This window comes from Legionella pelazae (assembly GCF_052527395.1).
The window spans coordinates 70,940-96,701 of the sequence record NZ_JBNVZS010000001.1 but is presented as its reverse complement, the minus strand read 5'-3'; the positions used below and the strand labels follow the sequence as shown (position 1 = coordinate 96,701).

Sequence of the window (25,762 nt, the reverse complement as noted above, 5' to 3'; positions counted from 1 at the left end):
ATTTATCAGCTTAGTAATGGGATTTAGTTGAATAAAATTTAATTTAACTTACTAATTAACCATGTAACGGACTGTTTATAAGAATTCTAAGCCTTCTTCTTGCAACGATTTTTTAATAGCTTCACGTTGACTAAGCTCTTTTGCAAAATGTTCTAAATGAGGCCATTCACTTAAATTTAGTTGAAAATTCTTTGCCCAAAGTAGCATAACAAAGAGGTAAGCATCAGCAATTGTAAAATGACTAGCCAGCAAATAAGGTTGCTGCATATGCTGATTAATAAAAGATAACTTTGATTTTATAACAGGAATAAAAACATCGTTTTTTACCTGCTCTGATAAATTAGGATTAAATAAAGCGCCAAAACTTTTATGTACTTCTGCCGTGATATAATTTACCCATTCTAAAACACGATAACGCTTTATATCACCTACTCCGGGCAATAGAGTGATTGCTTGAGCTTCATCAGCGAGATATTGAAGAAGCACAGCATTCTCGGTAAGAATTTCACCATTATCCAGTTCTAACGCCGGTACTGCGCCTTTAGGATTAATTGTTAAATAATTTTTACCTGACTCTGTTTCTTTTGTTTTTAAATTTACTGATTCAAACTGCACCTTAAGCCTAAGCTCATTAATAATAATGCGCTGAACTAATGAACAAGCGCCTTTGGTATAATAAAGCCTCATCCCATCTCCTTATTTTGAGAAATAATAATATCAGAAAAGATTTAATCGTTATTTTGTTGTTCTTTTTTTATATTAGTTTCTTCTGCAACAGCTAATAAAATTTTTTCTTCTAGTTCTTTAGCTTTTAAAATATTAGTGTTAACACCATTAATAATAATCGAAAAAATATATTCTTTTCCATTAGGAGCAGCTAAATAACCTGATAACGATGATACATCATGCATTGAGCCTGTTTTTGCAGCAATTTTTCCAGCAAGTGCTGTTTTTTTCATTCTATCTCTTAAAGTACCAGAACGACCCATCTTTGGTAAAAGAGCTAAAAACGTTGAGCCAATCACTTCATCATGATACAAATCAGTAAGTAAAATAACGAGTTGCTCAGGAGTGATGAGATTATATCGAGTACCTATTCCATCAGCTAGTTCAATCTGCTTCATATCTAAGTGAGTATGTTTTGTAAGAATAGTTTTTATACTATAGGCACCTTGTTTGTAATTCCCCTCACCTGTTAGGGTAACAGCTAACAATTTAGTAATACTATCTGCATAAAGGTTATCAGATTCTTCTAGCATGTGGGTTAGTAATTTGGTTAGCTCTTCAGATTCAACTTTGGCAATAATTTGTGCGTTAGATGGCGTTTTGCCGGAAATAATTTTTCCCTTTAATTCAATGCCATTTTTTGTAAGCGTCTGCTTGACAATCTCACTGGCAAATAATTCTGGATTAGGAATAGATAAAGGCAAGTATCTGGGCTGCTCTGTTTGAGCAACACAGCCATAAAGCCGAATTATGTTATCTTTTATTGATTGGATATCAAGCGAACAATGTTCTTTTTCTTCTGCTTTCGTAACTGTGGTTACATCGTTAATCAAGGTTAAAGGATTATGAAGTGCCTTTGTGGTAATTTCAGCCACTTTATTGAGCTCCGGTGTATTCACATGATAAGTGACTGCATTTCCATTAATGATAATAGCACTGCTTGGCGCTGCATAATACCAACCTAAGTCATCATATGAAGTGCCTGGTGGGTAAAATGGCGGTTTAAAAAATGAAGAATCAATAATAAAATTACCTTCAATTTTATTAATACCTAATTTAGGTAATTGTAAAAGCAAATCTTGTAATTTCTCTGCAGTTAATGAGGGTGAACCCTTAAAAATAAGAAAAATATCCTTATCAGCTCTCGCTAATTGAGTCGTATAACGGTAACTTGGACCTAGTTTATATAATGCTGCCGCTGCTGATAATAACTTCATATTACTTGCGGGATAAAACATTTTATTGGCATTACGCTGATAAACTATTTCACCAGTTTGTAAATCTTTAATATAAACCCCGACATAAGCTTGCGGTAGCATTTGATCAATCAAATTATTTATTTCATTAGGCAGCAACGTTTGAGCATATAATAGATTGGAAAATAGAAACCCGAGGTAGATGTTATAAATTTTTAATAGCCGCATAATAATTTAAAAAGAAAGAAACATCTTTTTATTCTGATCGCTTACCCTCTAATCATCAAGTCTTAATTAAAACTTTTCTCTCTATCCAATAAAAAAATTTGTCATGCCAAGACACAACCAAAAATGATCTATTCATCAATTAGCATTGGAGTTAATTTCACATGGATTCCCGCCTGCGCGGGAAAGGCATTCATTATCCACGCAACAATGCATGTCCGCGCAGACTAATATATTTTTATTTAATTCCACTTTTAGCTTGTAGCCAAAATAATGAGTTGGGCGCTACATAAAACTTATGTCTTTAATCCCTATGCTCCTTAATAATGATGACGGCCATCTTTGTTAAAACAAAAATGATTAAAAGAAAAAATAATAAATTTACTAAATCATAAAAAGGCAATGGCTTACTAGGTTCATCAGGTAAATTAGGCCGCTCAATTTCAATTAATAAATTCTGGTTTTTGGCTAGATTAATTGCTGCTGCGTCAAATGCCTGTTGTGCTGCCTGATACTCTGCTTGCGCAAACTTAAGTTGTAATTGAACCCACTCAAAATCAGTCATGATTTTATTTAACTTACCATTTTTCTCTTTATTACCTAATAACAAATTAGTTTGCTGCTCAATTTGCTCTTTGAGCGCTTTAATTTCTTCTGTTAATGTGACCACTTTATTCGAATTGGGCTGCATGAATGATGAATAAGTGATTAACTCCGTTTGCTTTTCAACTAAGGTCCCTTTAAGTTTAGCCATTACGGATGAAACAACTTGAGCTGTCTCTTTAGGATCAAACAAACCATTTTGATTTTGCCACTCCATGACATCTTTGCCAGCTTGAAATAACTTATCCTTTGCCAGGCCTAATTTCATTTTAGCAAAAGCATATTGTTTTTTGGCTAACGTATTTGAAACTTTATTAACAAATTGCTTGGTGTCTTGAATGATTTCAGTCACAATCTTTTTGGCAGCTTCAGGTGTGAAGGCAGCAGCGGTAATAATAATTTCATACGTTTCAGGTTCAACTACTGCAGTTACCTTGTTGCGATAATATTTTAGAAATTCACTTTGTGTAGCTTTCTTGTCTAACCGTGAAAGAAAATCATTTTTCTTTGATTGATAATGATCCTTTATTCCAAATCGCTGTTCAATGTGAGACAAAATTTCTCGCGAAATAATATATTCTCGCGTCAAATATATTTCAGAGGGGGCCGCATTACCACCACTCCACATACCCATAGTACTGTTAATGGGATCGCGTTGATCATCACGCTCAACTAAAATCTTTGCACTACTTTCATAAACGGGCGTCTGAATACAAAGTATATAAAATGCAGCAATAAACCAAGGAAATAAAACTAGAAAAGAAAATAATTTTCGAGCCCTAACAAAAATAAAAAACCGCTCACTTATAGGATGTGACTTAAAAGCCAGATAAGTTTTATGTTGCTGTAAGGACTTTATTTCAAGAGGTATTAAGTCGGTCCCACGCTTAATAATTCGTCGCAGCTGTTTCAAAGATCAATCCATAATAAACTAATTTATCCAATTAAGCCTATTACTTTAGACTAACCATTAATGTTTAATTAATGTTTCCTAAAGTAAACGCAGCAGGGAAATGTTAAAAGATTTCATTAATATCTGCAAGCAATGCTATAATAAACTCTTCTGTTTTCGCGATTACCGAATATTTCATATAACAATTAATTATTTAGAGCCTTCGTTAATCAATATATTAAGTGTAAGCTGATACTTTACATTTAAATTTTATTCGTTATAGTATGTATTTTTTAACACGGATGATATCTAGCTTTAAGGAATAAAGTTGAAAAATATTTTTACAAAGCACCCTAGTGAAGTAGGTGAATCATATTTCCAACATATGGCATTTGCACTGAGATTTTCTCTTAACATGCTATTAGGTTCAGTCGCTTGTTTTTTACATGCATTATTTCCTTTTACTTTTAAGCGTACGGGAAGCAGGATGATATTAAAAATGGCTACTATCTTAAATCAAGGAAACCGAAAAGACTTATTTAAGGTACATTTTAGTAATAAAACTTATAATGAACAATAAATTGTAATTGCAACCATTCATGCAATGGTATTAATTTAAGCAATATTTCTCGCTTTAAGAAAAAATTTAAACTTATCCTCTTTATAGAGAAAAATAAGACGATATTTTCAGGAAGAAAGCTGAAATTCCCAGAGAAATTTTCTATGCTTTAAAATTAATGAATAAGTTTAGGTATTAATTGTAAATTGTTAAAATCAGACGAATAATCATAGATAACCCATCTAAAAATGTTCTCCAAGTTATAAAATTCATTATCTTGGCTTAAGCCCTTATTGGCCATGGGAATAAAAAACTTAGCAAAGCAACTACTAGATAAAAATAAATAAATCTGTCAGTGAAATTGATGAAACATTTAATATATCCAAGACAATCATTTATAAAAATAACTCGTTTTCAAAATAATTAATTGCCTAATGATTTTATCCATTATAAATTAAATTCCCTTTTTAAAGATAAATCAAAATCAAGTTTTTTATATTTGCTGATTAATAGCTATAAATTATTATTGCTGAATTTAAAAAGTAAATTATAATTTGCCAATCGAATATAATTATTAAGTGAATAAATTTATTAAAGGAACAGTTTAATCAAATTCCAGATATAATTAAACAATTTGCTGTCAAGCCAAAAATATATCGGAGTAATCTTGAAAATGCAGCAGAAGCGCTTGTCTGGGAAGCACAAGAAGATAAATTTTTAGAATTTTTTAACTATCCGAAAACAGTGACCTTTATTGGAAAACGTGATTTAAGCAATAATAATCGTACCTTACGAATGGCACAAACTTTGGTAAATTTCGGAGCAAGAGTAAATATTGTAACAACTGGTAGTCCAAAAGAACCTATCAAAAATGTGAATTACTATAACATTCATACTTATTTTAAAGAATACTTATCTAGTTAGGGGCAAAAAATTGAATACTAATTTCATAAATTTAATACCTTGAATCATTGTAGATAATTAGTTGCTATGATGATGCTACTTGGAATATTTTAACATTATTTAATCTCAGTTATGGATAAGTGCATTGAATTGAGAGTGAGAATAAAGAGGTAGATTTTTAAAGATATACCTGTCGCTTCGATCAATTGTTATAATAGAAGATAAAACTTTATGAAAAGCAGCATTATCCATCACAATAATTCATTAATCAGTCACTTCAAGCCGATAGAGATTATTAAATAGAATATTGATTTGGATTAAATCCAACATAATAGGGTTCTTTTAATTTAAACTGTTCATATAATCTTTGCATTAATATTTCTAAATCTAGCAAACGACGTTTATTAATACCAAAATTAGCTGTACCAAATTGATTACAAGTTGTTCTTGAATCATTTCTATGAGCCGCTATAGTAAGCACTAAAGGCGAAACAATCAAACTACACGCACCATAGAAAAGACGTATTCTTTCAGGATATTCAGAGTCTGAACCAAGTAAGTCCGTATAAAAATAACCTAAATCACTTATCACCTTACGTTTAAACAAGAGCGAGGATACACATATACGATTTAGAGGATAAATATGCTTTGAAAAAAGCTCACCGGTAGGCTTTATTCTAATTAACTTAGACATAGAAGCAACGGCGTTATATTTGATTATTTCTTTAAGCTGAAATGATATTCGCTGAGGATGCGCCCAGTCGTCTGCACCATGAAAAGTTATAAATTCACCTTGAGCTATCTCAAGTCCTAAATTCATACAGTAAAATGGGCCAACATTTTTCTTCAGATTAACTATTTTAAAATCATTAAAATAGTATTTACGACATGTACTTATAAAAATATCTTTTGTCCTATCTGTAGAAGCATCATTAATAAAAATGATTTCAATATTTGCATAAGTCTGTTTAATTAATGATTCCGTAGACTTCTCTATTAAAAATTCTTCATCCTTAGCACTCATTATAATAGATACTTTTCCATATTTATTATCATCATTAATATTACTTTTCGAAGCAATATTATTTATATAAAGAGGCTTATTGGTGTCTATTTTGTAAATAGGTAACAAGTTATGTGATATAAAGTATTGATTAAGGATTTGCTCACAATGTGGTGTATGGAAAAAATGTAAGTGATTATAGAGATTAAAAATAAGAGCAGGTTTCTTCTCTTGAAGTTGCTTTAATTTTTGCTCATCTTCTTTAGTTGGAAATAGTTGTGAACGATAAATAAAAGCGAGCTTAGAATTTTTATTAATTCTCTCTAAAAGCTTTAATCCTATTTCTGGATTGACTTGTATATAAGCCTTAATAACTTTTTTTAAATCTTTATTACTCAGATTTTTGGTAAAAGATGCAATATTTTCAAAAGGAATATTATGCAGACCTTCTAAATATAAACTGGCTAACGTGGAGTAAAAATTATTTTTCCCCTGGCTCAATTCCTTACATTTATTTAAAAATTGCCTTCTAAAAAGGAGATTAAAATAGAATTTATTATTCGTAAATGCTAATAACTCACATATATAAATAAAATGAAATAAATGAGTATCTATTATTCTTTTTATCATCTAAGTATGCTCTTACAAAAGTTCAAAATTTTTCTAGCAAATGATATTGAATATTGGGATGAGAATATGTTGTCTTGCTTTCACTTAAACAAAAGATTTTAGTTAAAATGCCTTGAGCAGCTAGTGTAGTAGCGATCCTATTAACACGCTGATTACTTACCAGATCATTCATACTTAAGATAGTAACAGACTTAACGTTACCAATTAACTCTAATAAGATTGGCTCGCAAACTTTCCAGCGATATATTTTATTTAAATTAGCCATATTTCCCTTATAATAACTTAAGGTATTTAACATGCTAGAAATAGCCTGTGCCCATGATGAAGGCTGCAAATTATCTAAAATAATACCACACTTATGCTTTCTTAAATAAAAGGAAATATCTGGTATATCTGGTGAAATAATAGGTATACTTGCTGCAAAATAATCAAATAGGCGGTTTGGCAAAGATAAATAACTATTTAATCTTTCTTTATCTAATACAATTAACCCAACATCAGCGCAAGAGATAGTATCAATTAAATTATTATAAGGTATTGGTTCAAGCCAATGACATCGTTCATGAAGATTATTCTCTCTGGCTAATTTCTGCACTGCAACTTTATACGAATTTGGCTTAACTTTACCTAAAAAAATAAAATGAACATGCTTAGGAAGCTGATTTAAACTAAAAATTAAATTTTCTATATTGCTAGTGACAGTACTTAAAATTAAAACCAAACTTTTTTCTTTATTAATTTTACATAATTCATGTAGACACTTCTTATGACAACTCATATTAAATGTAGATGATGAATCTATACGATAATTAGGAATGACATGTATTGGTACGTCATATTGAGTTAAATATTTTCCTAAAGAATAACCTACTGTAACAATTTTTTTGGCTTTTTTTAAATAATTCTCATTTAATTGTTCGATGGTATTTAAAATGGTAGGGTGCCATTTTAAAGGCAAGTTACGATGATACAACGATGGAATTTCTATAGCATCATATATATAGTCCTTTTTATGTAAAGAACTAATCATATTTGCAGCAGCTAAAGCTCTTACTCCATGAGCAATATATAAATCGGAATAAAGAGATTCATGATTATTAAATGCATATCGTGTAAATGTTAAAATTCTATCAAGAGGAAAATTATATAAATGTGAGCGATGCTTCTTTATTAATTTAGCGACTACTTTCTTGTTTTTGTTAAATAAGAAATTGAAATATTTATGCATTAGTTTGATTTAACAAGTTGATTTACTATATTAAAGATTGAAATTGAGTCAGTTATACTGGGAGAGTGATTTAATTGATTTTGATATAAATTATTAATGAATTCGTCCATCTGTCTACTAAATAAATTTACACTTTGAAACTTTATTGTATTCTTACCAGCACTATAAGAATTTGTTTTTTTTATTAAATAAAAATAGGATGGTTTATCTTCTTGTATAGAGCCAAAGAAGCTACCATTATCACCTTGTACCTCAATAAATTGGCTAAACGCAGGTGTAATTAGATCTGCTTGAAGCGAAACATAGTTACCTAAATGAGTGAAACCTGAAATAAACACAAAATCTTCTGCATCAGCAACAATTTCCTGGCCACCAATCACTCGCTTAGGCCTTAATAATTGCGTTTCTTGGTTACATACATCTGTAATCTCTCCAAATAACCAGCTTGCTAAATCGACCATATGAACTAGCATTTCATTAATAGCCCCGCCCCCTAAAGCACGGGTATGTTTCCAGAGATGATGATCACCCCGGCCACCTAATCTAAGGTTAGCACAAACAATATTTCCTAAGGGTTTCTCTGGTGATAGCAATAACTTATTTAGCTCTTGAAAGGCAGGTACTTGCCTATAAACATAACCAACTTGAACAAAGCAGCCAGTCTCTTTACTTAATATACTGAGTAACTTTGCCTGCTCTAAATTTTCACATAAGGGCTTTTCACAAAAAACATGTTTCTTAGCTTTGAGAGATTGACTAATAAAATCAAAATGGGTAGGTGTAGGAGTAGCAACTATGATGCCTGAAACACTAGGATCATTTAAAATTGAATCAATAGTTGGAGCCAACTGAGTATCATATTTTTGCGCAATATTACTAGCAGCTTCTCTATTTACGTCATATACGACGATATCCAATTTACCATTATCGCGTATACCATGAATATGCTTAGGTGCTTGCTTTCCACAACCAATAATACCTATTTTCATTATAATCCTTATAAAAACTGAACTAAATTAACTAGCCTTATAAAGGCTATGATAGAACTATTTCTATTTAGAAATAAAATCCTGACAATGGCTGACAATCCTCTCAGCTGCAAATCCATCTCCAAAAATAGGTGCCCAGTTATTACATTGCATGGTTAATGCTGCATGTACACAATCTGCAATTTCTTTCGGATCATTTGCTCCAGCTAAACGATTACATCCATTGAGCAATGTTTCTGACCACTCAGTATTCTCTCTTAGAGTTACACAAGGCCTTTTATGTATATAAGCTTCTTGTTGTACACCTCCAGAATCAGTAAGTACAATCTTGGCATTAATCAGCAATTGTAGAAACTCAAGATATCTAAGCGCTTCACAGAAAATTATGTCATTTTGTTCTAAAAGCATTGTATGTAAATCAAATTCCTTTAACCTTTTAATAGTTCTCGGATGTGCAACAAATAAGATTGGCATATTACACTGTGTTGCTGCCAGCGCAGCACCTTCAATGATATTTTTTAGCTTAGAATAAACATCTACATTTTCTTCACGATGACTAGTTAAAAGCAAATATTCTTTAGGCATAATCTTATATTTTGTAAAGCAATCCTCTTTTTCAGCTAGTAATGCATGATTAAGTGAGGCATCTACAATAGTATTTCCAGTGATATATACTTTACCTATTACGCATTCTTTAGCAAGCTGCTTTGCTCCCTTTTCTCCTGTGGTAAATAAAAGATCTGAAATATGATCAAGTATCCGGCGATTATGCTCTTCAGGCATTAACCAATCAAAGCTTCGCTCACCAGCTTCAATATGACCTACAGCAATCCTAAGTTTGCGGGCTGCCAAACCTGCGGCAAGATTAGTATTAGCGTCACCATTTACTAATACTAGCTTTGGCTTTCTTTTTAGAAGTATCTCCTCGCAACCTTCTAGCATTGTGGCAGTCTGGCCTCCATGTGTGGATTTAAGGGAAGTGTTTTTTAAATGATATTCTGGAACAGGCAATTTTAAATCTTCAAATAAATCGCTATCCATAGCTGGGGAATAGTGTTGTCCAGTGTGAATAACAAAATAAGGAATATTCGTCTTGATTAAAGTATGAATAACTGGAGCTAACATAATGATTCCAGGCCTTGTACCAACAACAACACAGATCTCATTAGATAATTCTTTATCATTAATGAATTTTTTAGTGAACTCTACCATCGCCTACACCTATATCCTTATACATCAGAAACTAATTTTTTTCCTGTATTTCTTTTTCTAGATTAAATTGTTTAAGAACAGCTTGCTTTAACTCGGGAGGTAAAGACGCGGCTACTTTATTTAGCAGGCTCTCACCTTTAATATTAGCAATTATAAACTTGTCCTTTTTCATTTTATTTAATATTCTTTCTGCCATTTCAAAGCGCTCAGCTTGCTCAGCTAAATAAGCAATGTCAGCATATCGAGTTGGTTGAACACCGGGCTTAGTGAAAACATTTTCATACATAGAAATATAATCATTTATTACAAGATCTATATTATGAAATTTTTCAACCAATAATCGACCTGAGTTGGATAAATGTTTCCTCCATTCATAATCTTGTATAATAGTTTTTAACTGCTTATTTATATTGTCTGGATTAGCATTTATAATAGGTAACTCACATTTATAATATTTGCTGAAGAGATCTTCTCTAAGATTTAATACGACAGGTTTACCAATAGCCATTGCTTCAAGGGATAGCACGCCAGTTGCGCCAATTAAGATTTGATCTATAATAATATCGGCTTCTCTATACCATTGTTGAGCTTCTAAATGGTGCATATTCTTTATGAGTTTGAACTCAAAATCTAGACCCTCATCCTTAAGATCATCAATAGCTCTTAATATAAAAGAGGTACCCTTACAAACAGGCTCAGTTGGCGCATGTACAATTAGAGGTTTAACTTTGCGTTTTATACCAATAAAATTCCACTCTTTTAAGTCTAGCGCGCGCGGAACTATTTTAGCAGTAGGACAGAACTGCTGTAATTCAGGATCTGGAACAACAAACTGATCAACATACTCATGAAGGAAATCATTAAATTTTAAAATTAAGGTCTCAGGAACTCTATTCTGATAGCCATAACGATACGGGCTATATGGATTAAACTCCATATCTTTAGAAGGCGTTCTTAAATCAAAACCTGTAAATCTAAAAATAATTTTTTTATCGCGAGCTTTAAGTAATGGAATATCAAAACCACTCATTGCTGTAAGATTTACATTATAAAAGAGTGACTTATTCCAAAAATGAAAAATATCGAAACCTCTCTCAATATAGTCTTCTAAAATAGAGCAATGTGCCTTAACACGACCACCATATTTTCTAACATCAATTTCCTTATCTAGAGCATAACCTAAATTATGACCTTCACCCATCGTATATTGAACCTGTTCAATATTATAATCTAGATCCTTTAATTTAGTTACTACCTGCATAGGCATATTTGCTATATTCATAGGAGCCAATAAAATTTTAGGCCTACGATTAGATCGCCTTAATATCAATTTCCTTAATAAATGACTTTTAAATTGCCGTAACATCAATCTTCCTAATAGATAATTTTAACAAGGAACAGTTGGAATAAACTGAATTCCATTTTCAATATAAGGTTTCTCTTTACTAGGGTAACAGATTATAACTTCCACTCCTTTCTTAACCAAACTTGCTGCCATTCGCATAGTACGGTTATTTTCCTTTAAATTAACAATACTTATATAAGTAACTTTTTTTGGGTGACCAAGAGCCTTATATAATTTGTCTTCAACTTTCTCCCAAATTAATTCTTTTGAAGCTTGAATAGCATTCGCTTTCATTTTTTCATTTTTTGAAAGTACAGACTCTATAGCATTGAACCATCCTTCTGGGGTTAATTCCTTAACTATTGCACCTGCCTTGTATGTTTTTATTATCGTTGCAATGTCTTTAATATTAGGGCTACAAACAGGTATACCTGAAAATACATAATCAAATATACGATTAGGTAAGGAAATTTTATTGTTTAAGATATTAGGATCTCTGATGATTAAACCTACATTGGCAGCTGATATAAAAGATGTTAATTGGCTATATTCAATTTTAGGAAAAAAATGTACCCTATTTTCTAAGTGTAGCTCTTGTATTAACGACCTTATTTTATCCTCATAACTACTAGGCTTTATATCTCCTACAATTACCAGATGAGCAGTCTCTTTGAGGAACGTTAAACTTTCTATAACGGCTTCAAGGCCTGCAGTTACTGTACTTAAAGATAATATAATTTTTTCTTCTTTCCCTAAATTACATTTTTCACGAAGGACATTACTTGGATTTAGCTCTTGAGAATATCTATAATTTGGAATCACCGTTACCGGAGTACCAAAGTGCTTAATTTGATCCTTCAGTGCCCAACCTACAGTTAATAAACCATCAAATTTTCTAAGGTAAGTTTCAAAAGCATTATCCAGAAAAACTAAATTTGAAATTGGCCAACTAGGTACTAACAATCGATCGAAAAAAGAGGGAATTTCAATTACATCATTAAATTTTTTACCACCTGCAGTTCGTGCCAATACATCAACAGCAGGTAATGAGTGTATTCCATGGCCAATATACACATCAGCTTTAAGCTTAAGAGCCATAGTTTGACACAATTGAGCAAAATTTAAATATCTGTTAACCGCTCCATTTTGACTTATTTTTTTTCTTAATATTTCTTGATTTTTAAGTAAGGCTTCTATTCTTTTTTTAAATACAGCAGGATTTTCAGATTGTTCGTTAAATTTACCAATTTTTTTATCAAATTTAAGTATCTTTTTCTTATACCTTTTAAAACAATTCTTTATAGAAGATAATAAAGATAAATGATTTTCATTAGGCGGCGTATGAGTAGTAAATTTATCATTAGCGATAGCAGTTTTACTTTTAATTCTTTCCCGGAGTTGGTTTTGTGTATTAATCAAGATTTCAACTCTTGCTAAAAGATTTTGATTTTTCTTCTTTAAAGCATTTATCTGCCTTAAAAGTGCCTTTTCATCTAATTTACTATGCTTCTTTTTGGCAAAAAATTTTGATAAAAATCCTTTATGAATTTTAATTTTATTATTTAATTTAAGCATCAAAATCTCTCCTGGACTCCTTAAAGAACTCCACCTAAAGTTAAGAATCTCTTTAAATACTTAGAGACAGGTTTTTATAATTGCGTCAGTGATATACTCAATATCTTCCTCAGACAAACCATGATGAACGGGAATAGCAAAGATTTCCTGACATAATTTCTCTGTAACAGGCAAATTTTGCTCCCCATACATATCTATAAAAATAGGCTGCTGATGAAGACCGCGAGGGTAATGAATCCCAGTCTCAATCCCCTTGCTGTTTAGAGATTGAATTACTTGATCTCTGGTAACTCCAGTCAATTCAGGATCAACTCGTAAACAATATTGATGCACTGCAGGTTTAGTTTGAGGTAGAATCTTTTGAGGAGTTAAGCCAGGGATATTAGATAAATTTTCATTATAATAATTATAATTTCTTGTCCTTATTGCTAGCATTTCATCAAGACGCTTTAATTGCTCACGTCCAATTGCTGCCTCTACATCAGTCATTCGATAATTTAAACCAAGCATAGTGTGATAATACTTCCCAGTTTGGCCATGAGTACGCATAAAGCGAAGCTTGTAGGCTGCCTCATCATCATTAGTGAGAATCATACCTCCTTCACCTACAAACAAATTCTTTGAAGGATAAAATGAATAGGAGGTAAAATCGTTGAAACATCCTACATCCTTACCTAAAAACTGTGCGCCATGTGCTTGTGCATTATCCCAAATAATTTTAAGGTTATGCTTTTTAGCGAAATCTTGAATGAGTTCAATATTACAAACATTGCCAAATAAATGAACTGGAGAAATAGCCACTGTTTTTTCAGTTAAGCGCTTTGCTGCATCCTCAAGATCAATAAGAAAAGTATCTTTATCAATATCACAAATTACAGGCTTCCCTCCTGCCATAGTTACCATTGAGCCAGTTGCCATAAACGTAAATGATGGCACTAATACTTCATCTCCTGGCTTAATAAAAGTCATATAAGCTAAATGCAATGTAGCAGAACCATTTGCACATGAAATTGCATGTTTAGCACCAACTTTTTCAGCAAATTCTTTTTCAAAGAGTTCGCATTCCTTACCTTGTCTTAATGCCCCAGATTGTAAAATCTTCAAAGCTGCTTCAATTTCAGATGAAGCCAAACTAATTTCTGCCATTTTAATTTTTTTTAAGCTAAGCATTTCAATATTTCCTAGGAATTAACAGTATTAGCCGATAGATATTTTTGCCAACTAAGAGCCATATTTTTTTCCTTAAGTTTTTTAGGCAGCTCCGTTACTTTACTTGAGACGCCTGTAACTAAAGACATAGGTGGAATATTTTTTGTAACAACTGCACCAGCGGCTATAAAGGAACCTCTACCTATTCTTATACCAGGAACAACAACTGCTCCACCACCGATAGTTACTTCATCTTCGATGATTGGCCCTACTGGTTTATATTCGTCACGCATTTTTAAAGGGTATTTATCATTTGTCATCGTTACTCCAGGGCCAATAAATACGCGGGAACCAATAATTGTGTGGGTAGGAATATAACAATTAGATTCAATCTTTACATAACTACCGATAATGATATTGCCATCTAAAACAGTATTTGTTCCTATAACGACATGCTGTCCAATCTCTGTATGTTCACGAATTAAAACATTATGTCCTGTTTGGAAATAAGGGCCACAAGTGACATCACAATAGATAATACTACCTGTACGAATAAATGTATTTTGACTAAAAACTGTATCTTTACTATTCTCTTTGTGCTTTAAACCGATTGTAGCGCCTGGCTGGATGATAATATCTTCTGGTGCTGTATAACAACTCTGCATTAAATTCACTTTTATTCCTTAAAAACTTTAAAACTTTATTTCCTTACCACCGAATGCCTTTAAAAATAATATCCTGTCGAATATTATTTTTATAACGGTTTACCACTTCAAAAATACTTTGCATAGAATCTTCAGTCAGATAATGAGGTTCTACACCTATATTTTGTAAGCCCTGATAAGCAGGGTTGTAATAATGCTCTTCTTTCTCTTTACGTGGATTTTCTATATTTTTAATTTCAACATTAAAACCAAGACTATCCCCTACTTTCTTAGTCAATTCAGCTAATTCATTCGCTGTAAAGGTTTCCATGATTTGATTAAAGATACGAAGCTCACCTTTTTTTGCAGGTGTTTTCTCTGAAGCGTGAACACATTGTAAGGTGTCGTTAATATTTAAATAACCACGTGTTTGGCCGCCTTTGCCATAAACAGTTAACGGATAACCTACAACAGCTTGAGTAATAAACCGATTGATAATTGTGCCAAAAATTTCATCATAATTAAAAATAGTTTTTAGGCGATCATCTATCTCAGACTCTGGCGTATCTATGCCATAGACAGGACCTTGCATTAAATCAGTGCACTTAAGATCCCACATTCGTACTGCAAACCAAATTAAGTCAGTATCCATAATCTTGGTTGTATGATAAATGGAACTTGCTTGACGTGGAAATAAAAACTTATCTTTGCGCCCTTTATGCTCTATTTCAAGCCAGCCTTCTTCAATGTCAATGTTAGGAGTACCATACTCACCCATTGTGCCTAACTTAATTAGATGGGTATCTGGAGCATAGTCTCTGAGCGCGAATAAAATATTATTCGTCACTAATAGATTATTTTGAATAGTATTATTGGCATATTTATAATTTATTAAGGAATAAGGCGCTGATGGTTGCTCTGCATAGTGAATTACAGTGTCAGGAATTCCTGTAAATTCTTTGTTCTCTGCCCATTGATAAGTAACGTGACCATTAAATAAACTACGCATTATTTCAGGATCAGATAAATCCCCGATAACAACTTTAATCTCTTTTCCAGTTAATTCATGCCATATTTTAGCGCGCTCCATGAGTGATGGCACAGGATAAAGCATGCCAACGTCTAGCTCTACACAAGCATTGCGCCTTAAGTAATTATCAACGACAGTCACCTCAAAACCACGATTCGAAAAATACATACTTGTAGGCCAACCGAGATAACCATCTCCACCTAAAATTAAAACATGAGGCACGTTACTTCTCCTTAAGACTTATACAGTTAATGCAGCGTAATCTTGACTCAGCTCTTTAGAAACTATTGGTATAATTCGTTTAGTAATATTACTAGGAATAGACCCCTCATATTTATAGCAATCTAGCAGGAAGTGAGAGAGTAAATAATCTTTTATCTCCTCAACTGTCATAAACTTTTCACTTGAACTTATATAAGGCTTTGTGACGTTTTTACTAACTAAAGTTTCATAACTGCTGTAATCTATTTCTTCATATAAGGGAAGCATGGCAGGTTTTACGATAAACATATGCTCAAGCTCATAGGCTCTTTCAGTTTCATCTTGGGTCATTAATTCTTCATAAAGCTTTTCACCAGGTTTTGATCCTATATATTCAATCTCAATATCTTCTGGATTGCGATTAAATTTAGGAGCTACTAGCTCTATCATAGCAGTTGCTAAATCAATAATACGCATCACTGGCATCTTCGTGATAAAGACCTCACCACCTTTAGCAAGAATTGATGCTTCAATAACGAGCTTAACAGCTTCATCAGCCGTCATAAAAAAACGACTCATACGCTTATCGGTAATAGTAATATTTTGACCTTCTTTAATTTGCGAATAAAAAATAGGAAGAACGGAACCACGGGAGCCAATCACATTCCCAAAACGGGTACTACTAAAAATGATATTGCTGGAACCTTTGATATTGCTTGCAGAAGTAATGAGGCGCTCACCTAATAATTTTGTCGTCCCCATTACATTCGTGGAGTTAACGGCTTTATCGCTGCTTGTATAAATTACACGGCTAACAGTTGAGGATTCTATTGCAGCACTGATGACATTAAGTGTGCCTTCAGCATTAGTTCTTACAGCTTCAAAAGGACTCTGTTCACTAATAATGACATGCTTCATCGCTGCAGTATGTAAAATAATATCTACGTTGCGAGCAAGATATTTAAGTCTATCTAAATCTCTGATATCGGCGAAGAAACCATTATATCGATTCTCTTTGCGATGCTTTTCATTTAAATAGAATAATTCTGATTCATTATTATCAAGTGCTTTTACTTCTTTAACATTTAATTGTAATAATTTTGAAGTTAAAACACTACCAATTGTGCCTGCAGCACCAGTAATAAGAACTCTTTTTCCTTTATATACTTGTTCCATGTACTTCCTTTAATAATAAAGCAACTCCAGATTCGCGCAAAAACAGTAACATATATTATTCACAAAAGCTAGAAACTAAGCTCTAAACAAATGCTCGCTGTCAAATAAACATATCAAGCTAGAGAATTATACAATTCAACTATCTCTTCTACTGAATTGGCTTTAGTTATCTTACTACCTTGTAAAAATATACCTTGTCTACAAAACTCTCTTACTACACCAAGACTATGAGAAACCATAATAATACCTTTTGTCTCAGCCTTTTCACAGAAAGTAATTTTGCACTTCTTTCTAAAAGCAGCATCACCTACGGCCAAAGCTTCATCAACAATATAAAAATCAAAATCAAAGGCCATTGATAGACCAAAAGCTAAACGCGAACGCATCCCAGAACTATAAGACTGTACGGGCATATCAAAATAATGGCCAATTTCAGCAAACTCTTGTACAAAATTAATTTTCTCTTTTGTCTCGTCTTTCTTAGTCATAAAGAGTCGACAAACAAATTTCACATTTTCTCGTCCTGTTAGATTTCCTATAAAGCCGCCTGCCACACCCACCGGCCAAGATAAGCGGCTGGTAATATTAACTACACCACTGCTCGGCTTTTCTATGCCACATAAAATACGTAACAAAGTTGACTTACCTGCGCCATTTGGCCCCATCAATGCAATTCTTTCGCCTGGTTTTATACGCAAGGACAAATTATTAAATACTGTATGCTTCTTTCCTTGAACTTTATAATGTTTACTAATATTAATTGCTTCAATCATCGCTGCTCAATCTCAATCATGATTTTTTGATAGGCAGCCAAGTAAAGCGCAAACCCAATAGCTAAAATAATTAATGATATTTTTAATAAGTATTCACTTGACGTATAAGGAGTAAATGAAAAAGGCGGCGTAAAACTTTCGCGCAGTATTTCAATAAATTGAAATACTGGATTGTAAAGAGCTATATTTCTTACAGGCTGAGGTAACATATCTGCACTAAAAAAAACGCCTGAAAGGATGTAGGTCATTCGATTAACAATAGAAATAACTGTAGCTATAAAGTTAAAGAAAAAACAAGCAATGGCTATTATGAGAGAGAGCCCTAGAATAAATCCGACAAAAGACAGTGAATTGAATAACAATGTTGTAAAATCATAGAGAAACCATTTTATTCCAAACCATCTAAGCCCTGCTAATAAAATTAGAAATATAAATACTGAAATCATAATTTCGCTAATGATTTTCGCAAGAATAGGATCCAAAGGTCTTACTTGTCGGAATAAATAAAAATTTTTATTGGCTTTAATACTTATTTTGCTACTACTAATAATATTACGAAATAATAGAAAAGGTATAACACCTAATAAAATAAAAAGAGGAGTAGGAATAAGAGTATGAGTATTTCTGTTAAATACCATACGAATTAGCATCCATATTCCAATATGCATTATAGGCTCTAATATCACCCATATAAAACCAATGGAGCGTTCAGTATTAACTGTTTTAATAAATTTCTTCTGAATATCTCGAATAACTAGAGCAAAAACGGAAGCATACATTACTTGCCATGAATAACGCATTGAATGACTAGTCATAGCTAAGGCTCTCAACTGATCAAAATATTAAATGCTAGCAGTTATAACTGCTAGCATTTAATTAAACTAGCTAAGAAGGTTAACGTTAACATCATCATCGTCGTCATCAAGGCTATTTGCCCAAATGAGACCACCAATAACTGTCAAGACTAGCGCTCCTCCAACTGCCATAGCAGGAGTAGATAAGAAGGGAGCTCGAGCTGGAACCGATGCAAACGCAACAGAATTAACCAGAGCGATGTACAACCCTAAAGTGAACTTGTTAATAAATTTAGATAATATTGTTTTCATGCTTTCATCCTTGTTATGAATATTTATAGCTTTATCAAAGCAATCACTACGTTTGAATAATAACAGCACTCATTTTTAATATCAATTAAATTCTTGTTGAAAATAGCTAATTTCATTTTAATGTAACCAATTGATCTAATAAACTTATTTTAATGATTCTTTTTTATTTTGTGCCAAATATTGTCTCAGTAAATTGCCGTCTAAGATAAAACCCCCGAGGTAAGGTAAGAATTTTATTTCCTTCACTATTAAAGCCATAACAAAGTGAGCGCGCATTAGCAGCTTTAGGGCGAACTTGCAGATATTGCCCCATCGTTGCATCAATTTCTTCTAGGCGACCTGTGCCTATCATGGTTGTTAATTCAAACCAATCCTCTTTTAAAACAGTTTCTTGTTCAGCGGTTGGAGACCACAAATAGGCCTGGCCAATACGTCGCTCTTCAAAAGGGATATCACGAGCGCCTTCTACCGGAATCCAAAGAATGCGTTTTAATTTTTTATAGCAGTCCGAATTAAACCAAATCTGCTGATGAACCGTTAGAAGTGGAATTGTAGTAATAAAGGTCGATTCTGCAGGTATACCCCGCGCATTAAAGGGAATTGTTTTTAATTCGACACCTAGATGCATAAAATCAGGCAAGGCTTTGGTACCTGCTGTGGCACCTAAAATAATTTCAATCGCTTGGCCTGCCCAGCCCTTTCGCTTCGCCTGATCTTTGGGAATTATTGTCTGAATTAAGTTTGCAAGTTGTGCAAAACTAATACCTTCAATTTGAAGGCAGCGAGCTAGTAATTCTTTTTCATTAATCGGTGGGATTTTTAATAAGTGCTCGCTCATATTTTTTTTCTTTTTTTTCTTTAGATTCTTGTTCTTCTAATTCTTTTAATTGCACACTAATAGGTGGTATAGGCGGTTTGATGCCTGCCTTTTTAAATTGCTCCATAATTGCAAACAGCACATTAGATCGTACTTCAAAACGAGTATGTGTTTGTACATTAATAAAATAACGCACTTCAAATTCAATTAAAGCTTCATCAATTTTTTTCAAGAAAACTTGAGCCGGCGGCTCACTAACAATTTCAGGACTCGTAGCTAATACATCTAAAATTAATTGTTGCACAACAGTAGGATCATCAGCACGACTTACTTTAATAGGAACAACTGTTCTAATAATACTATCTTGATGGGTCCAATTAGTAAAAGGCTTATTAAATGTTTCAGCATTAGGAATTAATACTTCCATATTATCCCAAGAAGACACTCGCATTGAGCGAATACCAATATGGGATACGCGTCCTTCATAATTTCCTAAAGTAATTAAATCACCTTCTCTTACGGGTCGCTCAATAAGTAGCATAATACCGCCCACAATGTTGCTTGCAAAATCACGCAAGCCAAAACCCATGCCCACAGCCAGACCGCCAATAACCATGGACATGCCGCTAAAATCAAAACCTAGAACACGTAGAGTAATAATACTACCTATTAAAATAACAGCGTATTGAGTAAAGACAGACAAACTATTACGAATCCCGGCATCACGAGTACTACGATACAACCACCGATAACAAAATTCACGAGTCCATTTAGCAACCCAATAAAAAACAGCAAGAACAATAAAAAATTCAATAAGGCTTACTGAAGTGATATGAATACCAGAGATATTAACTAAGGGATATTCACCAATACGCTGTAATTTTGCCAGCATCATTGAATCAGATAGCCAACCAAATAATTGGCAAAAAACTACGAGAGAAAAAATAAGAAGAAGTACTCTTAAAACTTTGTCAGCAGGCTTTAAAATAACCTCTATCCAAAGCCAACCGTTTGTTGAATGAGAAATCATCCACTCCGATATAAGCTCTAAAGCATCAAATAATAACCCGCGAATAACAATATAGCTGGTAATAATAAATAAAACTTGTACCTGATACCTACTCATAGTCCAGGCCAAATTAATATAACCGATTAAACCGATAATTGCGGTAATAAGTAAAGTAAGTGGGGTTAATACCATTAATATCATGACCGCATTGCGTACATAGCGCTTTTTTGTTTTTAATACCGGATAGAGAAGATGTGTAATGACCTCTTTACTTTTCAGAACTAAAATAGAAACAGCTACCAAAAACAGCATAAAGAGGCGATTAAAAATATCTTGCACAAGCAGCGGTAATGGCAATTGATAACTAAAAACCATTAAAGCAGTTGTCCACCCTCCTGCCAATAATAGCCACTTAACTCGATAGTATAATTTTACATCCTTACCAGAAGAATCACTAATACGCTCAAGTAGTATTAGACGAGCAACTAACAAAACGGTACGAAAAGCTAGCCAAACTAAAATAAGGTTAAACAAAAGCTGGTAATTGCTAAAAGGAACCTTATTAAGATAAAGCACAACAAATAAAAAGCCACTTAAAGCCAAATAAGGCATATTTCGACTAAGTAAAGTTAAGATACCATCATACAAATGGCCTGAAAGCCTAGAGCGCTCTTTATCTTGAGTTAAGCGTTTTAATAAGTGATGCAGAAAGTAAAATCCTGCTGCTGTAATAATTAGCGTAATCCAGATAAGAACAGCAGGAGCGGTATCTTGCCATAAATAATTGTCACGTGTTTTTAACGTTAATGATTTTACATAATTATAAAATTGCGTGGGTATGCGTGCTAACTCATGCATGATCATAGGCCAGCTATCAATTCGATATTCCGATAGACTTTGCCTTACCGATAATTGTTTTTTTAGTTCCTGTTGATGATTCTCCAAGTCTTCTTGGAGGGTTTGTTCTTGAATAGTTATGTCAGCAATACGCTTATTAATAATTCTAATTAATGATATAAATTGTTGTTTAATACTTGATTCGGTAAGATGACGCTGCTCAATATCCAACATATTAACCATCTTTTTTAAAGCTTGCTCCATGTCTGATAATTGTGAAATAGTACTTTTATAAACGTCAGTTACAGTTTGCAAAGTACGAATGTCAGGCGTTTTTAACAATTCATAATCGGCTTTTATCAATTTCCTTTGGAGATTAAGGCTTGCAATTTTGTGTTGAGTAAGATTTATGACCTGATTATTTAATAATAGCTTTGCTTCAAGAAGATAGGTAGTCTTGTTATTAGCCTCAGCCTTAATTTTCTGCTGCAACGCAAGACTATTCTCATATAGCTTATCTAAAGATTGATTTAATTTATCCTCTTGTGAGTGTAAGTCATTTAAGCGTTGTCGCATTTGGGCTTTTGACTTCCAGAGGTCAAGCTTTTGCCTTTGTTCTAATAATAAATCTTGATAACGAGTTGCTAAATTTAGATTCTCATTAATGAGCTCTATTGTCTTTTTATTTACTTCATTTAGTGCATTAATTCTCTCAATTTTGGCTTGAGAATTAATTTGTGGTGAATCAGACACGGGAAATTGCTGGAGCTGTTTAAGACGCAAGCCAAAATCTGCTTGTAGCTTCTTTTGCGTTATTAGAAAACTTTCGAGACTAGTAATTTTTGCCTTATTTAAAGCAATTAAGGCTTCATTTTGTTGTATCCGTTTTGCATATTCTTCTTCTGTTGCAGGCTGTGCAAATAGTTTAGCTTCGCTAATAAGTAAAGTTAAATTAGTTTTCTCTTGAGTTAAATATTCAATAAGTTTACTAGAATTAGTAGTCGATGAGCGTGCGAAAGCAATTGCAGTACTGATTAATAAAATTACTGCAATAAGCAACCAATTCCTTAGTACCGTATAACATCCTTTTGGTATTTTATTTGGATATTGATAATTTAGGTGCAAGGCGAATTCCCAATTCAGTAAGTTGAGCTTGGCCTATAGGTGTAGGCGCGTTAGTTAAGAGGCATGCAGCGGATTGTGTTTTAGGAAATGCAATCACATCTCGTATAGAAGAAGAGTTCGTTAGCAACATTGCTAACCTGTCAATCCCTAAAGCAATACCACCATGTGGAGGGCAACCAAATTGTAATGCATCGAGTAGAAAACCGAATTTATCCTTAGCCTCTTGTTCACTAATACCAATTAAATCAAAAACAGCTTGCTGTAATTCAGGCTGATGTATACGAATCGAGCCGCCACCAATTTCATAGCCATTAATGACGATATCATAGGCTTTAGCCAAGGTTTTCGTTGGGGCGTTTTTTAAAGCTTCTTTATCAAGTTGCCTAGGGGACGTAAAGGGATGATGCATGGGTTGTAATGATTGTGTGTTAGGATCAATTTCAAACATTGGCCAATCAACTATCCAAAGCAATTGCCAGCCTGACTCAACTAATCCACAATCATGCCCGAGCTTTACCCTCAATGCGCCCATAGATTCATTTACTATGGATGTTTCATCTGCGCCAAAAAATAAAACATCTCCGGTTTGTGCCTCTAATCTATCTAAAATAGAATTAACTATATCTTCGGATAAAAATTTAATAATTGGCGACTGTAACCCAGCTATACCTTGCATTCTATCATTAACTTTAATATAAGCTAAGCCTTTAGCGCCATAAATACCTACAAAATTTGCATAATCATCCAATTCCTTGCGACTTAATTTAATACCATTGGGCAATCTCAATGCAACGACACGACCATCTGTATTTTTTGCAGCCCTTGCAAACACTTTAAACTCAGAATCTTCAACTAAATCGGCAATATCAATAAGTTCTAATGGAATACGTAAATCTGGTTTGTCACTACCAAAACGACGCATAGCCTCTTCATAACTCATTTTAGGCAAAGGAAGCGGTAAATCAATTTGTAAAATATCTTTAAACACTCTTGAAAGCATTTCTTCAATTACATTTTGCACTGCTTGTTCGTCAACAAATGACATCTCCATATCAAGTTGGGTAAATTCAGGTTGTCTATCTGCTCTTAAATCCTCATCACGAAAACAACGTACAATTTGATAGTATTTATCAAAACCTGACATCATTAGTAATTGTTTAAATAACTGTGGTGACTGCGGTAAGGCATAAAATGAACCCGGGTGAACTCTTGAAGGCACTAAATAATCTCTAGCGCCTTCAGGTGTAGCCTTTGTTAACATAGGCGTTTCGATATCGAAAAAACCTTGGGCATTTAAATAATCACGAATACATTTAATTAAGTTATGCCTTAAAATTAAATTTTTCTGCATATCTGAACGACGCAAGTCTAAATAACGATACCGGTACCGCAAATCTTCACTTATTGATTGATATTCATCAGGTAAAAAGGGTGGTATCTGAGATTGATTAAGGATCTCAAGTTCAAAACCTAAGATTTCAATTTGGCCAGTAGCCATCTTGGGATTAATCATACCTGCTGGCCGTGCACGTACTTTACCTCTTACATAAATTACAAATTCATGACGTAATTTTTCTGCTATGTTAAAAATTTGTGCCAACTCAGGCTCATAAACAACCTGTACTAATCCAGTGCGATCCCGGATATCTAAAAATATAACGCCACCATGATCCCGACGATTGTGAACCCAGCCACAGATACTTACAGTCTGGTCTATCATTGTTTCATTAATTTTTGCACAATAATGTGATCGCATGGGACACCTATTTTAATAAGTATAAGTAACAGGCGCTTTACTATCTGGCGATGGCATAACACCTAAAGAAATAATAAACGTTAATGCCTCATCAATAGTCATAGCTAATTCAATAACCTCGCGTTTTGGCACTAAAATTAAAAAGCCGGAAGTAGGATTAGGTGTTGTAGGTATAAATAAATTCACCATTTCATCACCCGTATGAGAAGTAATCTCGGCATTAGCCATACCCGTTTGGAATGCTAAAGACCATACACCCTTACGTGGATATTGAACTAACATGACTTTTCGAAAAGCTTGGCTATTAGTTCCAAAAACAGCCTGAATAATTTGTTTTGAAGTATTATAAATAGTGCGAACCAAAGGAATACGCGCTAGCAAAGCTTCGCCCCAACCCATTATTCGTTGACCAAGAATATTAGTTGCCACTATTCCAGTTACAATTAACAACAATAGCGAAAGCACAACACCTAAGCCAGGAATACGCATGCCAATCAACTGCTCTGGCTGATAAGCATGGGGCAAGAGAGCAATTGTTGAATCCAAGATATCAATAATAAATCTTAAAACAACAAAAGTAACTAAAATAGGCAGCCAAATTATTAATCCAGCAAATAGAAAGCTGCGAAATGATTTAGATTTCAATCTTTTTCACCTTTTGAAGTTGAATCTGTTTTTACTTCAGGCGTTTTCTCACCAGTCGTACTATTGTCTTTGTCTTTATTCGCTTTAGCTGGTGGCTGATTACCTTTATTTTTAAAATCTGTGACATACCAGCCATTCCCCTTTAATTGAAAACCGGCAGCCGAAACAAGTCGAACTGCTGTATCTTGAAAACATTGCGGGCATTGAGTTGCAGGTGCGTCATGTATTTTTTGTATCAAATCGAATTTGTGATGGCAATTTGAACACTCATACTCATAAATTGGCATCCAGGACTCCCCATAATAAGACCGTTCAGAAAATAGAAAAATGTAAAATTGCTATTGCAAGCTACCCTTTTATAAGGGGTTTAACTAAAATTTCAATAAAAATTAGCAAAACCTGCCTTTT

General features: G+C 33.4%; 21 protein-coding genes and 1 pseudogene. 1 reads left to right on the top strand and 21 read right to left on the bottom strand.

The annotated features are described in order from the left end of the window. Positions 1–75: 75 nt before the first annotated feature. The 3 genes from gstA to ACQUW5_RS00420 form a co-directional block, all read right to left on the bottom strand. Positions 76–687, bottom strand: coding sequence for a glutathione transferase GstA (gene gstA / locus ACQUW5_RS00430; protein WP_444988930.1), 612 nt, complete (start codon positions 685–687; stop codon positions 76–78). A gap of 41 nt (positions 688–728) precedes the next feature. Beyond that, positions 729–2,150 carry a D-alanyl-D-alanine carboxypeptidase/D-alanyl-D-alanine endopeptidase gene (gene dacB, locus ACQUW5_RS00425; RefSeq protein WP_510175236.1) on the bottom strand — a complete coding sequence of 474 codons (1,422 nt, stop codon included), beginning with the start codon at positions 2,148–2,150 and terminating at the stop codon, positions 729–731. Positions 2,151–2,451: 301 nt separating this feature from the next. Then, positions 2,452–3,663, bottom strand: a complete 1,212-nt coding sequence (locus ACQUW5_RS00420; RefSeq protein WP_444988926.1) for a KpsE/RkpR family capsule polysaccharide export protein — start codon at positions 3,661–3,663, stop codon at positions 2,452–2,454. Between the two features lie 307 nt (positions 3,664–3,970). On the opposite strand from ACQUW5_RS00420, the gene ACQUW5_RS00415 reads away from it, so the two are divergent. Continuing rightward, positions 3,971–4,222 carry a DUF6356 family protein gene (locus ACQUW5_RS00415; RefSeq protein ID WP_444988924.1) on the top strand — a complete coding sequence of 84 codons (252 nt, stop codon included), beginning with the start codon at positions 3,971–3,973 and terminating at the stop codon, positions 4,220–4,222. A gap of 1,177 nt (positions 4,223–5,399) precedes the next feature. Here the strand turns inward: ACQUW5_RS00415 and ACQUW5_RS00410 are convergent. The 18 genes and pseudogenes from ACQUW5_RS00410 to ACQUW5_RS00325 all read right to left on the bottom strand — a co-directional run bounded on the left by ACQUW5_RS00410 (position 5,400) and on the right by ACQUW5_RS00325 (position 25,641). Beyond that, positions 5,400–6,737 carry a glycosyltransferase family 2 protein gene (locus ACQUW5_RS00410; protein ID WP_444988922.1) on the bottom strand — a complete coding sequence of 446 codons (1,338 nt, stop codon included), beginning with the start codon at positions 6,735–6,737 and terminating at the stop codon, positions 5,400–5,402. Between the two features lie 22 nt (positions 6,738–6,759). Beyond that, on the bottom strand, positions 6,760–7,965 hold the full coding sequence (locus tag ACQUW5_RS00405; protein ID WP_444988920.1) for a glycosyltransferase: 1,206 nt from the start codon (positions 7,963–7,965) through the stop codon (positions 6,760–6,762). Continuing rightward, positions 7,965–8,954 (bottom strand): Gfo/Idh/MocA family protein, encoded by a 990-nt coding sequence (locus ACQUW5_RS00400; protein ID WP_444988918.1) that lies wholly within the window; start codon positions 8,952–8,954, stop codon positions 7,965–7,967. Before ACQUW5_RS00400 ends, ACQUW5_RS00405 begins: the two co-directional genes overlap by 1 nt. Before the next feature lie 63 nt (positions 8,955–9,017). Further along, positions 9,018–10,166 (bottom strand): non-hydrolyzing UDP-N-acetylglucosamine 2-epimerase, encoded by a 1,149-nt coding sequence (wecB, locus tag ACQUW5_RS00395; protein ID WP_444988916.1) that lies wholly within the window; start codon positions 10,164–10,166, stop codon positions 9,018–9,020. A gap of 31 nt (positions 10,167–10,197) precedes the next feature. Further along, positions 10,198–11,532, bottom strand: a complete 1,335-nt coding sequence (locus ACQUW5_RS00390; RefSeq protein ID WP_444988914.1) for a glycosyltransferase — start codon at positions 11,530–11,532, stop codon at positions 10,198–10,200. A gap of 21 nt (positions 11,533–11,553) precedes the next feature. Next, positions 11,554–13,086, bottom strand: coding sequence for a glycosyltransferase (locus tag ACQUW5_RS00385; protein WP_444988912.1), 1,533 nt, complete (start codon positions 13,084–13,086; stop codon positions 11,554–11,556). A gap of 60 nt (positions 13,087–13,146) precedes the next feature. After that, positions 13,147–14,256 (bottom strand): DegT/DnrJ/EryC1/StrS family aminotransferase, encoded by a 1,110-nt coding sequence (locus ACQUW5_RS00380; protein WP_444988910.1) that lies wholly within the window; start codon positions 14,254–14,256, stop codon positions 13,147–13,149. Positions 14,257–14,267: 11 nt separating this feature from the next. Next, positions 14,268–14,900, bottom strand: a complete 633-nt coding sequence (locus tag ACQUW5_RS00375; RefSeq protein ID WP_444989599.1) for an acyltransferase — start codon at positions 14,898–14,900, stop codon at positions 14,268–14,270. A 43-nt stretch (positions 14,901–14,943) separates the two neighbouring features. Next, positions 14,944–16,131: an NAD-dependent epimerase/dehydratase family protein gene (locus tag ACQUW5_RS00370; protein WP_444988908.1), complete on the bottom strand. Its 1,188-nt coding sequence runs from the start codon at positions 16,129–16,131 to the stop codon at positions 14,944–14,946. An 18-nt stretch (positions 16,132–16,149) separates the two neighbouring features. Beyond that, the gene (locus tag ACQUW5_RS00365) at positions 16,150–17,286 is read right to left on the bottom strand and encodes a polysaccharide biosynthesis protein (RefSeq protein ID WP_444988906.1); all 1,137 of its coding nucleotides are present in this window, start codon (positions 17,284–17,286) and stop codon (positions 16,150–16,152) included. A gap of 113 nt (positions 17,287–17,399) precedes the next feature. Beyond that, positions 17,400–17,987, bottom strand: a pseudogene (locus ACQUW5_RS00360) (ABC transporter ATP-binding protein); the annotation flags it as partial. Positions 17,988–18,055: 68 nt separating this feature from the next. Next, positions 18,056–18,874, bottom strand: a complete 819-nt coding sequence (locus tag ACQUW5_RS00355) for an ABC transporter permease (protein ID WP_444988904.1) — start codon at positions 18,872–18,874, stop codon at positions 18,056–18,058. 66 nt (positions 18,875–18,940) lie between these two features. Next, positions 18,941–19,165, bottom strand: a complete 225-nt coding sequence (locus ACQUW5_RS00350; RefSeq protein ID WP_444988902.1) for a hypothetical protein — start codon at positions 19,163–19,165, stop codon at positions 18,941–18,943. Positions 19,166–19,328: 163 nt separating this feature from the next. Then, positions 19,329–20,003 carry a DNA mismatch repair endonuclease MutH gene (mutH, locus tag ACQUW5_RS00345; RefSeq protein ID WP_444988900.1) on the bottom strand — a complete coding sequence of 225 codons (675 nt, stop codon included), beginning with the start codon at positions 20,001–20,003 and terminating at the stop codon, positions 19,329–19,331. Beyond that, entirely contained in the window at positions 19,969–22,887 is a 2,919-nt protein-coding gene (locus tag ACQUW5_RS00340; protein WP_444988898.1) for a mechanosensitive ion channel domain-containing protein, read from the bottom strand. The genes mutH and ACQUW5_RS00340 overlap by 35 nt, the downstream gene beginning before the upstream one ends. Before the next feature lie 37 nt (positions 22,888–22,924). After that, positions 22,925–24,709 (bottom strand): aspartate--tRNA ligase, encoded by a 1,785-nt coding sequence (aspS, locus tag ACQUW5_RS00335; protein WP_444988896.1) that lies wholly within the window; start codon positions 24,707–24,709, stop codon positions 22,925–22,927. A gap of 12 nt (positions 24,710–24,721) precedes the next feature. Continuing rightward, positions 24,722–25,354 (bottom strand): DUF502 domain-containing protein, encoded by a 633-nt coding sequence (locus ACQUW5_RS00330; RefSeq protein ID WP_444988894.1) that lies wholly within the window; start codon positions 25,352–25,354, stop codon positions 24,722–24,724. Beyond that, the gene (locus ACQUW5_RS00325) at positions 25,351–25,641 is read right to left on the bottom strand and encodes an FmdB family zinc ribbon protein (RefSeq protein WP_444988892.1); all 291 of its coding nucleotides are present in this window, start codon (positions 25,639–25,641) and stop codon (positions 25,351–25,353) included. The genes ACQUW5_RS00330 and ACQUW5_RS00325 overlap by 4 nt, the downstream gene beginning before the upstream one ends. Positions 25,642–25,762: the final 121 nt, after the last annotated feature.

What these genes read in the sequence shown, in the direction of transcription:
- ACQUW5_RS00375 (WP_444989599.1), bottom strand. Translation starts at nt 14,900, where the DNA reads ATGCAGAGTTGTTATACAGCACCAGAAGATATTATCATCCAGCCAGGC.
- ACQUW5_RS00400 (WP_444988918.1), bottom strand. Translation starts at nt 8,954, where the DNA reads ATGAAAATAGGTATTATTGGTTGTGGAAAGCAAGCACCTAAGCATATT.
- ACQUW5_RS00355 (WP_444988904.1), bottom strand. Translation starts at nt 18,874, where the DNA reads ATGACTAGTCATTCAATGCGTTATTCATGGCAAGTAATGTATGCTTCC.
- ACQUW5_RS00325 (WP_444988892.1), bottom strand. Translation starts at nt 25,641, where the DNA reads ATGCCAATTTATGAGTATGAGTGTTCAAATTGCCATCACAAATTCGAT.
- gstA (WP_444988930.1), bottom strand. Translation starts at nt 687, where the DNA reads ATGAGGCTTTATTATACCAAAGGCGCTTGTTCATTAGTTCAGCGCATT.
- ACQUW5_RS00410 (WP_444988922.1), bottom strand. Translation starts at nt 6,737, where the DNA reads ATGATAAAAAGAATAATAGATACTCATTTATTTCATTTTATTTATATA.
- dacB (WP_510175236.1), bottom strand. Translation starts at nt 2,150, where the DNA reads ATGCGGCTATTAAAAATTTATAACATCTACCTCGGGTTTCTATTTTCC.
- ACQUW5_RS00350 (WP_444988902.1), bottom strand. Translation starts at nt 19,165, where the DNA reads ATGAAAACAATATTATCTAAATTTATTAACAAGTTCACTTTAGGGTTG.
- ACQUW5_RS00390 (WP_444988914.1), bottom strand. Translation starts at nt 11,532, where the DNA reads ATGTTACGGCAATTTAAAAGTCATTTATTAAGGAAATTGATATTAAGG.
- ACQUW5_RS00365 (WP_444988906.1), bottom strand. Translation starts at nt 17,286, where the DNA reads ATGGAACAAGTATATAAAGGAAAAAGAGTTCTTATTACTGGTGCTGCA.
- mutH (WP_444988900.1), bottom strand. Translation starts at nt 20,003, where the DNA reads ATGAGCGAGCACTTATTAAAAATCCCACCGATTAATGAAAAAGAATTA.
- ACQUW5_RS00405 (WP_444988920.1), bottom strand. Translation starts at nt 7,965, where the DNA reads ATGCATAAATATTTCAATTTCTTATTTAACAAAAACAAGAAAGTAGTC.
- wecB (WP_444988916.1), bottom strand. Translation starts at nt 10,166, where the DNA reads ATGGTAGAGTTCACTAAAAAATTCATTAATGATAAAGAATTATCTAAT.
- aspS (WP_444988896.1), bottom strand. Translation starts at nt 24,709, where the DNA reads ATGCGATCACATTATTGTGCAAAAATTAATGAAACAATGATAGACCAG.
- ACQUW5_RS00380 (WP_444988910.1), bottom strand. Translation starts at nt 14,256, where the DNA reads ATGCTTAGCTTAAAAAAAATTAAAATGGCAGAAATTAGTTTGGCTTCA.
- ACQUW5_RS00385 (WP_444988912.1), bottom strand. Translation starts at nt 13,086, where the DNA reads ATGCTTAAATTAAATAATAAAATTAAAATTCATAAAGGATTTTTATCA.